Origin of the sequence: Paenibacillus marchantiophytorum, from assembly GCF_014640555.1 — a bacterium.
Lineage (GTDB): Bacteria > Bacillota > Bacilli > Paenibacillales > NBRC-103111 > Paenibacillus_E > Paenibacillus_E marchantiophytorum.
Window position 1 is genome coordinate 112861 of the sequence record NZ_BMHE01000020.1, and the last position, 9619, is coordinate 122479.

The 9619-nt window shown below is 49.5% G+C and carries 1 protein-coding gene; it reads right to left on the bottom strand.

Going from position 1 to position 9619, the window contains the following annotated elements; translation table 11 throughout:
- Positions 1–5 precede the first annotated feature (5 nt).
- The gene (locus tag IEY34_RS19300) at positions 6–8696 is read right to left on the bottom strand and encodes a cadherin-like beta sandwich domain-containing protein (RefSeq protein WP_229757728.1); all 8691 of its coding nucleotides are present in this window, start codon (positions 8694–8696) and stop codon (positions 6–8) included.
- Between the last annotated feature and the right edge of the window lie 923 nt (positions 8697–9619).

A 9619-nucleotide genomic window follows, 5' to 3' on the forward strand; every position in this document is an offset into this window, starting at 1 on the left:
AACGCTTATTCATGGTTTGGCACTATTTTGACACGGCCACCTGGCAGCAATTCTACACTGCCGGAAGCCGACTCAATTTCCTTGAGTGCCCAATGATCTTGGTGAACGTCTGGCCAACTGGAAGCCTGTACAACGGCCGTCGGTCGTCCAAACAATCGGTTCAGCACTTGCACCGCTTCAGCGCGATTCAGTCGGTTATCAGGTTGGAACGTGCCATCTGGGTAACCTTGCAGAATACCCATTTTCGACGCTTGTCGGATGGCTTCCGCAGCCCAATGCCCCTGAGTATCGCTATAATCACCGGTCTGTGCAGATCCATCCGCAGCAGTTCCAGCTAGTCTTGCTGCAATACTGGCTATTTCCCCGCGAGTCACTGAATCTTCGGGGCGGAACAAGCCATTGTTATCGCCAAGCATCACGCCTGATCGCTGCATATGAGCGATAGCTTCCATCGCCCAATGTCCTTGGGCAACATCTGGATAGCCTGCTGCAAGGCCGGTACCTTCAGCACCTTCCACACCAACACGATGCAGAATAGTTGCTAGTTCCGCACGCGTAATCGCTTGTGATGGTCGGAATGTGCCATCCGGGTAACCGGACAAGTAAGGTTTCAGCACCTGTTGCGCATTCTTTTGAATGATCGTGAACGTACTGAACTTGCTCACTTGAATGGCAATACCGGCTTTGCCTTCGGCGTCATACCGGATTTCTCCTTGCGCAAGTTCCTTGTCACCGTCGCTATGTTCAATATACACCGCGAGTTCTGCTAACATTCGTTTAGCGGCAGCCTTATTGGCTGGCAGTTTCAAGTTATCCAGCGGGAATAAAATCTCAGTCTTGTAGCCTGTGTAATTCGTCTCAATCTTAACTGGTTGACCGATAACAGCGATAGGTTGCCCTCCTGCTGCTTTTAGCACCAGCTCAGCCGCTTTCACCCGTGATGCAACCTCGCTGCGCTCTTCAGCCGCTCGAATCGGAACCACTCGGAAATAAGCGTCTTTCCCATCACGGCTCATCTGCTGCAGAGACTCCGCAGATAAAACCAATTTGGCGTCTGGCAGCATAAGCTCAAGCGACATAGCGCCATCCGCAAGCAGTTTCAGAGATTCAGCGCTCAAACTTACAATCCGCTCATCTGCAGGTGCATCCGGCAGGTCAGTGACATAAATGCGTGCAACTTTATCCTTGTTCTGCTCAGCTTTCTCCAAGATCGTGCGCGCATTCAATTCATTGAGTCTCACCGTATCAAGGATCTTCCCATCCGTCGAAGTGGTCCGAACGATTGACGTTTGGAACGTCCAACCCCCATTGCTGCCAGTTATCGTCGTATCACGTACTTTCGGAGGCGGCTCGCTGGAATCATCTAAACGAACTACACCAATAGCGTACATTTGTGATGACTTCAAATCTACCGATTCAACACTTACGAGAATGGTATTCTCTCCAAGATTGAGGTTCGGCCCAAAGCTGCCGCCACCTTTCAAGGAAACGCCATCTATTGTTACAATAGCCAGCGGATCATTGGCCTTTGCTATTACCAATACACTATTGTTCGTTGTCTTTCCTTTGGAACCATAGTTAAGCTTGTATGGATTGAACTCACTATCGAGAACAGTACTTACCTCCAAGCTCGCCAGCAAAGGCGGTTGAACAGGCAATGTCTGTTGTCGCAGCACAGACACACTGTAAGTGAGCGTAGTGCCGTCCTGCGCGCGGACCTCAATCGCATACGTTTGGGCATCTTTTGCCAAAGGAATCGATACGATATTCCCGTTCGTTACCGCTTGGCCATCCAAACGAATTACGGCATCAGACTGCTCAGCTACAGGAAGCAGCTTGAACGCTGCTGTCGCGTAAGGAACAAGTACCTGATAGCTCATAGTAGTGGGCTTAAAGGCCGACACCAGCTGCGCTCCATCAGTAGCCAGCCCCAAGCTCTGAAGCTGGGCATTGCCGCTTTGTTCCCGCATTACACGGACTTGATAGCTGCGCGTTTCCGCTCTGTCTGGTGAACTAACCGTCACAGGAATTTGATTTTCGCCGACTTGCAGCTGAATCGTCTGGGAAGCTAGACCGCTTTGAACGGACTGTCCTTTCACTTGAATGCTGGATCCCGCCATAAGAGCGCCAGGTGTCAAAGTAACGCTGTTGATTGTGTTATCCACATAAACAGCATAGGAATCTTCTGCTCCCGTGAACGTTTGGGCAGGCAGTACTTCACCTGCTTGCGCTGCTGTAGCGTTATTCAGTTTCAATGTGTTTAACAAAGCTACATTGGATCCGGTTCCGCCCACTTGCAGACTATACTGCTTGTCAGCGCCAGCGGTTGGATGAACACTTACAGCCACGGTTCTTCCAGCAGCAGGCACAGCCACGTCCACATAACCTGTATCCTGGAGTGTTTGTCCATCTACCTTCACGACCGAGGAGGCATCCATCGGCACTGCGTATACGCGCACCTTGTCAGCGTAAGCCGAAGCTTGATAAGCCGTCTGTCCGAAAACGTAAGGCGCACTCATCTTCGCGTTCCCAGTCGCAAGAGTCGCAAGATCGCTAGGATACGTCGGCAGTGTTCCAACAATCCCTCGCAGCACCTCAAAGCCATACTCCGTTTTATTGCCAATTTGATCGGTTGCCGTCAACGTCACTTGATTTCGGTCCGTCTGCGCCCCCCAAACAAGCGGAACATAATAGACAAAACGTCCTTCAACACTAAGCGGAACGTTCGTGCCATTGATAACCAGCTTAGCGCCAGCGTCTGTTTGACCCGTGATATACACTTTGCTGTCGTCTGTCACCGTTCCGTTCAACGAAATCGGCTTGCCTTGCGCATCATTGCCGCCGGACGCTATCAGCATCGGCCCTGTCCGATCAACAAACAACTTGCGGTAAACAAGACTGCGATCTCCGCGTTCATTAATAGCTTCAATCAACAGATTGTATTCCCGCTCTTTCAGCACGCTCACATGCAGCAGATCCTGTAGCGCGAACGCGTAAGTTCCGCCTGCGGATACTTGCTGAGTATCTACTTGCTGACCATTTACAGACAGGGTAAGGGTTGCAGCTTGATCCGCAGTTACCTGCAAGGATGCTTGCTCTGCTGCTGTTAACAGCAGTTTTTCCTTATTTCCGTCATAAGCCGTATATTCGCTTTCAGTGACAGCCTGGGCTCCTGCATCTAGCTTTAGCGTTAAATTTGCCTGTTGTGGAACAGGAAGTTCAGCTGTCACGCTTGCGGACTGAGGGCTTACGGCCAATCGTCCTTGCTCTTGCCCCACTGCCGATACCGCGAAGGTATAGGAAGCTCCTGCCGTCAAGCCAGTAACGATTGCTTGCTGCAAATTCCCTGGCACCGGAACCATTTCCCATACAGGAACAGCCGCTTGGCCTTTATCAGCTTGGCGAGCCCAAATCCGGTACGCCGTCACATCGCCAGCAAGAGAAGCGAAGCGAAGTGATACTTCCCCGTTGCCTGTAGAGATCACTTCAGGCTGCGCAGGCGTATTCAGGGTATACGGAGCGGTTACCTCAACTGTCGTTTCAGCTACTGCGTACACTGGCACTATGTTCGCGCCGGCACTTGCCACGGACAAATAATAAGTCCCAGGCTGCATGGAAGCTGGTAGATCAATCGTTGTTTGACCTGCAGTTGATAACCCTTCGGCGATGACTTCTCCGATCGTTTGATCCGCACTGTCGGTAAGACTGACCGTAACAGTCGTATCAGGCGCCGTATTTTCCAGTGACCACGTCACTTGTATCCGGTTTTCGACACCCGATACAGGAGATACGGACGCTTTCATAGCTGACTGCGCAATAAGTTTCTGGATTTGCACATCAACCTTTTTCGTGCTTTGAATCGTCCATTTGCCAGCAGACACACCAAGCAATGACACATAAAGCATATCTCGTCCATCCAGCGCAGGAGTTGGCGTATCAATCTTCGTTTGATCAAGCGGATCTCCTGGCGGGTTTAGTGTTGCCATCCGATCTGATGCCGGTTGCAAATAGGCATTGCCGTTTGGCGTTTCAAAGTTCAGCTTATATGGCGTTCCATCAGGAGCCGTGATGATTGTGTTCGCATCACCGCCGCTGACAGCCAGCATATAATCGCCCTTCTGCGGCAGTTGGAAGAACTTCGAGAATCGACCTTCCATTAGAAGAGGCTTGATCGACTTGAATTTTCTGGTGGACTTATACGCGACAACACTCGTATAGCTACGAGCCACTGCTTTCCACTGCCCTTTCAATTCAACCTCATTGAGCAGGATCGTCAGCTTGTGCTGCCCTTCGTCATAAATGGCGTTCATGCCAGGCTGATTCGGATTGAGCTGCAGCGTATAAAGTTCACCGCTTGGCTGATACAGCTTCGTCTGTGCATCTGCCCCATAAATTTCTACGATGGCCTGACCATTGTCCGTTCCGCTCATCTCAAAGACGTTTGGATACGCTTGGGATTGACCCCACTGTCTAACATCGCTGATCGTAGTCTCAGGAGATACGCTGTTCAGCGCCGCCGTTGGACTCGTGCCAGCACTGATCATCCAAGTGCCTGCTTCCACCGCATCCAATAAAACATATAATTGGCCGTTTCCATCGCGGAAGGCGTTCCAATCAGGCTTACTAGCGTTCGTTTGCAGACTGTAAGGTCGACCGTCCGGCTTATACACAATCACTTCGCCCTGCGCCTCGCCAACCCTAAGCACGTAAGAACCGCGTTCCTTCATCACCAGCGAGGTGACCGAACGCTCAGGCGCTTTTGTCCAGTGGCCAACAAGCTCCGCAAGCTTCAATGATTCGTTCGCAAACACAAGTTCATTGATGCTAATATGGCTGCTGCCGTTTGTGGCGAGCTTCAAGTTCCCAGCATTCAACGTTGCACGCATGAAAGTCGTAGCGTTCTCTGCGTCATAGAACATCTCCGATCGCACCGTTTGCTCGTACTGTTGACCAGGAGGAGCACCTTTCAACACAGCAGCTCGCTGATCGCCTGATAAGGCAATAAGTGCTTCGTACGAACGATCTAATGCAAAACTTGTCGTTGACGTGCCGCTCGTCGCCTCCGTTGAGATCATCGGAGTCCGATCAATCGTCGTTAATTGTCCGTCAACAATTCGCGCTTTGCCATCCTTTTGCGCTGATTCATCCGGCTGGAAGGACAAGCTTATCGGCTTCAAATCAAACACTCGCTTGAGCGGATTCGAAGCAGCGATGCTGACCTCCTGCTTGGAAGCAGGCTTCATCAGAAACAGTTCTTCCGCAATGTCCAGCCAAGGCTCGGCCGCGTCCATAAAGTCCGATACATTGTTTATGAAATCAAGACCTTTTTCCCACCACTTCTTCGGTGGCGGCTCCGCTTCGACCTCAAACAAGATGGTGTTGTTGTTGAAGGTATACTTCAGATTGGCACCAACTCCATTATGTCTGAAAGTGCCAGATATGCCCTTTTCATTTACGGTGAGGGCAACGTTGTTTACTGTCGCGCCACCGATACGCGGAATACCTTTAGGCACATAGACCGTACCTTTAATTACTCCGTCAAAACCTTTTTTATTGAAGGAATAGGTACCAATTGCTCCCTTGACAACATCAAAGACATTGATATCGCCCTTTGCAGCAAAACCTGGAGCCGTAAAGCCTTTGATGCCAGCTGCGGTCGGGTTAACTACCGTTTGTATGTTCATGTTCTTCACAGGCAGCCAATAATAATACTCGATTCCACTGGCGTTAAATCCATAGGAGGACACATCCATATCCACCGAATCAGTGCCAAGCAGATTGAACTTGTAATTGACTTGCGGGTGCTTAAGTTCCGGCACAATGACGTCATTTACTGAACCTGTGACGTTGAATTTCTGAGGAACTTGCGTTTTTTCCGCCAGCTTTTCCACGTTACCGAATAAATAATTGACTTGAAGACCTGTCGATGCAAGTTTCACTTTCTGATACATACCGAAATTAACGCCGTCAAGACGTCCTTGCTTGGTCTTCATCGATAGATCGAAGCTAAGGTCGGTATCCGGTAAACTGCCTGTGCCACGAACGCTCATATAAGGAATGCGGCTGTCCACGACAAACTTGGAGTCTTTGACCTGAAACGGCCCCACCTTAAAGCTCTTGTTCATCACAAAAGTTCCAGACAAATCGAAACGGTTATTACGATAATTCAAAGCTTCTACAGATACGGAATCGGAAACTTTCTGATCCCCTACCTGCATGCCGATTTGAAGATTACCGGTCAGACGCAACCCATCTTTGGTAAATATAAATGAGCTTGCCTTCACAGGCATATCGATATTTAGATAATCCGTCGCTTCTGAAGTACGGAGTGCAAGGGAGAAGTTGTCCGATGAGATCGTGAACGGCCCATCCTGCAGCGTATAAGATAAATTCGATCCCAACGCGCCGCCACCGTTCACATACAGGCGGCCTTCTCCGCTGATCGTGGCCTTAGCCGTTGTTTTGTCTACGACTAGTCGGCTGCCTTTGAACATGACCGAATCATTAATCATTACAGGCTCAGACGTATCATTAAGCACGTAGACATTTGCCGCCGATGGATCCTCAGTAAACGGTCCTTGCAGCACCAAGCTGTTCACTTCATTGCTGGCCGATGAACTTGGCACTTCTACTCTCGCGAAACTGCGCGGCTTGTAGAAATCAAGCGCTGTAATCAACAGCCCTTCGGGAAAGACATAATCGTTGTAGAAATCATGTTCCAGATGTACATCATATTTGCCTGGCGGCAATTCATCCTTCCATGTCAGTTCCAGTTGGCGTTCATTGAGAACGTTGTAATTAAGCTTATATTGCGTACCACTCTGGCTTTGCAGGAAATAATGAATGTTGTCCAGAGGCTTCCGCAGCAAGTTGGGGACACCCGTTCCGACTGCGACCAACCGCTTTTTATCCTTCACATGAAGGACCGATGCGCCAACGCGATCATAGTCGACATCTGGCTCTTTCATATTCGGATCGTTTTTCATCTCAAAAGACTTCGTGTCCGTATAGCCTCTGCCGATTTCATTGACAGCATAACCGCGAACCTCATACTTTTGGTGCCAGGTCAAGCCTTCCAGTTGAACAGTAAATGAGCTAGTTTCCTCTGGTTCTGTTCCTGTTTTCGTATAAGGGACTTGGATCCAAGCAGCATCACCTGTCTCAGTGAATAGCCGATATTCCACACCTCGCGATTTGACTGTTCGAGTCCCGTCATCATACACATTCGAGATCACACTGACCGTATCATGGGTATGCTGGGGGTCAAAGTTGAGAATAGGATCAACTGTCATCTTGATACCAGGCGCTGAAGGAGGTGTATAGCCAAACACCCAGGTTTCTTTCATATTGCCGGCTGGCATTGAACCAACAACGGAACCAAAAACCTTATCCATAATTTTGATTTCGCTTCTGTTTCCACCAAACACGACGAAGTTTTTGCCATCAAACGCCATATTCGCGTAACTGATCGGAAAAGGCAGCTGATTCGGAACTCGTTGGACCGAAAACACCTTTCCTGTTCCATCGGTGTCGCTTTGATAGGCTGTTTCCATGGATACCGTCCGCGGCAATTTTTCCCACGCACTGCCCGTCCATCCATAAGCCATACTGCCAGCCATGGTGGGATACGTGGTGGAAGGCAATTTCAAATTGTCTACCAGTACAGGATAATACATATGAATATAATCCCGTTCACCACTAAAGAATACAACGCGACGTCCATCATAAGCCATACTTTGACCCCAACGACCGTACGATTCAGGGCCGTCTGTGGAAGTCCAAGTCTGTGCATCGCGATCCCATTTCCACAGAAGTGGCGAGCTGTCATCGTGAGTGATGGATTTTATCTCATGTGTGCTTGTACTTTCATATGAGGCGGTGATAGCACCGGAATCGCCTCCGTAAAGCACCGCCCTATGGCCATCATAAGCCATCTGTCCGCTATACGCAGCAGGCGGAGAAACCGTTGGCTGAGCCTCAGCCCAGGCCGCACCATCCCATATCCACGTATCGCCGAGCGGCGTCTTCGAATTTCCGCTGCCCGTATAACCACCGAACAGGACAAGATGTTCGCCGTCGAAGGCTAGCTGCGCTCCACCACGAGCGGAAGGAGAAGCCGCAAGCCCCGTGACTTGTTCCCATTTGGCATCAATACCATCCCAAAGCCACGTATCACCTAGTACACCTGACTGACCTTCTCCACCAAACAAAAGAACCTTCTGGCTTACAGCGTCAAACGCCATTACCGCACCTTTGCGTTTCAGTGGTTTCGGAGAGCGATTCAACATTTCCTGCCATTTTTTTTCGCTTCCATCCCAGATCCAGGTGTCATCCAAGAGGCCGCTATTGCCCTGACCACCGAACATCACCACATTACCGGCTTGTTCGTCATAGATCATCGAAGCAGCCTGTCTAGCATCAGGCGATAAATTAAGTGTTACTCGGCTCCACGTATAATCCGTTAGTTTACTAGCGGGCGCGTAGGTATTCGACTGAACCGTGAATCTGCCAGCTCCGCTCCCGTAAGTTTGTTCCGTTACTGTCCCATTTGCCTGTGCTGTGCTCAGCCCCCCGCCTATAAGAGGCAAGCACTGCAGCAGCAGCGCAGCGATTAATAGCCTGGCTAGCCCGGCCTTCCAACGTTTTCGCATCAGAGTAGAAGTAGTTGCAAATGAAGTCAGCATGCGATGATACACTTTGTTCAACGATTATTCCTCTTTTCCTCAAATTCAATCACGACAACCTTATACTTCCTTCTCAAAATACTAGATACTTCTTACTTCCTCTCGAGTGAAAAGGCCTAGCCTCTGACTAAGGGTCCTCCCTCCTTAAAAATAGTGTTCAATTGGGAAACAATAACTGCGAACATAGTTCTATTGTAGGATTGAATTCTTACAATTCACTTACAAGAAAGCTGTTTTTTCGACATTATCCGCAATTAATTCAGCGAGTATTCCCTCCTTTTCAATCCATCTCTATCTCAACTTTTGTCCACCATTTCGCGAAAAGACCCTTTTTGATCAAATAAGCTCTATGGAGTTCGTAAGAGGCTGGCTCACGGCCTTTCGCTTCATGGAAAAGACACTTGGCGAAGCGGAGCACTGGGGGAGCGCTGGGGGCGCTGCCATTAGTAAAGCTGCGCGCCGGGAAGCTGCACAGGGTAAAGCTGCACCTCGGGGAGCCGCCTCCACAATCAATCTGTCACACTCTAACGAACTGATTGATGCTTATAGACGAGAAAATGGCTACTTTTGAAATCTAACGAATTGTATTGGCGTTATGTAGTCGGATTTGGGCGGAATTGTGATCATTTGTTTGGTATAGCGACTTTGGAATTCGCTAGATTTTTTTAATGCCTCTTTTTGATCAAATAGGCTCTTTGGAGTTCGTAAGAGGTTCGCTCACGGCCTTTCGCTTCATGAGAAAGACACTTGGCGAAGCGGAGCACTGGGGGGAGCGCTGGGTAAAGCTGCGCGCCGGGGAGTCGCACTGAGTAAAGCTGCACCTCGGGGAGCCGCCTCCACAATCAATCTGTCACACTCTAACGAACTGATTGATGCTTATAGACGAGAAAATGGCTACTTTTAAAATCTAACGAATTGTATTGGCGTTATGCAGT